This window comes from Mycobacterium szulgai, assembly GCF_002116635.1.
Taxonomy (GTDB): domain Bacteria; phylum Actinomycetota; class Actinomycetes; order Mycobacteriales; family Mycobacteriaceae; genus Mycobacterium; species Mycobacterium szulgai.
Window position 1 is genome coordinate 1 of the sequence record NZ_LQPW01000133.1, and the last position, 1,661, is coordinate 1,661.

The 1,661-nt window shown below is 64.1% G+C and carries 1 protein-coding gene; it reads left to right on the top strand.

The window, feature by feature from the left end:
- The coding region (locus AWC27_RS31255) for an ATP-binding protein (RefSeq protein WP_425437490.1) at nucleotides 1-1,341 on the top strand (1,341 nt) is incomplete at its 5' end.
- Between the last annotated feature and the right edge of the window lie 320 nt (nucleotides 1,342-1,661).

A 1,661-nucleotide genomic window follows, 5' to 3' on the forward strand; every position in this document is an offset into this window, starting at 1 on the left:
GACTGGAGCTACGAGCGTTGCAGTCACGCCGAACAACAGCTTTGGGCCCAACTGTCGGTGTTCGCCGGCAGCTTCGATCTGCCAGCCGCCCACCACATCAGCACCGACTATGAGACCGTCCACGCGGGGATCGACGCCGACGACACCTTGAGCCAGTGTCTGGATCGGTTGTGTGCGCTGGTGGACAAATCCATCTTGATTCGCATCGACCACAGCGCCACGGTGCGCTTCAGACTCCTCGACACCGTGCGTCAATACGGACGCGAACGCCTCAGCGACACCGCATATCACGCGCTGCGCCGCCGCCACGCCGCCTGGTACGAACAACTACTCAACCAGGTCCGCACCGAATGGTGGGGTCCACACCAAATCCAGTGGTATCACCGCCTCACCGACGAGATGCCCAACCTGCGCGAGGCCCTGGGATTCACCCTGTCCGAATCCCCAACCAGCACCGTGGCGATGATCGCCGCCCTGCGCCCCATGTGGTCCACCTCCGGAATGCTCAGAGACGGGCGCCACTGGGTGGAAAAGACACTGTCCGCGACGCCGCAGGAGCCCCCGGCACCCCGGATCAGCCTGCTCTGCGACGCGGCGTGGCTCACCGCCATACAAGGCGACATCGCCGCGACCGAAGCCCGGGTAGCTGAGGCGCGCAATCTCCTTCAAGGCCTAGACAACCCGCAAGCCCGAGCCCGAACCGACGTCGCCGATGGGTACGCCGGCATGCTCCGAGGCGACGTGGAACGCGCGGCCGACTGTTATTACCGAGCTCTACATGGAACCGACGCCTTCGAGGTGCGGGTTCAGTCGATGATGATGCTCGGCTGGATGGCCCAGACAGCGGAGGACAACGACCAGGCACTGGACTGGTTCGAAAAGGCGCTGACCCTCGCCGATTCCGTCGGCGACTCTGTGCAGCGGTCACGACTGTTGGCGTTTGTCGGGTTCAACCAGTGGCGGCGGGGCGAGGTGCAGCTCGCCGAAGCACCACTGCGGCAATGTCTTCGATTGACGCAACTCATCAATAACCCGTGGGACAGTGTGGTGCTCTTAGATGCCTTGGCTTGGGTCGCGGGATCCCAGGACGATCCGCATCGGGCGGTCGTGCTGATGGCAGCTGCCGGCGCGGTATCTCGCGCGTGCGGCGCCTCAACGGGTGTCTTCACTCAGGCAGGCGGATCCCACGAGAAATTCGAGCGCCGCGCCCGCCAGCAGCTCAGCCCCGCGCAATTCGATGCCGCCTGGCGCGAAGGCGACGCAATGACCTTCGACCAAGCCACAGCCTTCGCCCTCGCCGAAGACGACCAGAATGGCAGTGGCGCGCAATCCATTTCGTAACAAAGGGTGTGCCGTGGCAGTGTCGGCGACAAGGACACCGGACCGGCAAGCCCTCGCCCTAGGAAGCGATCAAAGCGCAGCGCAGCCCTGCAATTCCAATACCGCTGTGCGGTATGCGAGTACTGCCGTACTGTGTGCAATCGGCACGCTGGCTAAAGCGCCCTGGGCCGGATCATGGGAGTTCTTATAGTGTCTGGGGAACCGCTTGGTACGCAGGTCGGTCGAGAGACAGCACCCTCGGATGATGTGGTGTCGGAGTTGGCTGCGGCGGGGTTCAGCGAGGCGGTGCAGGTTGGCCAGGGCGGCCTCGGGGTGGTCTA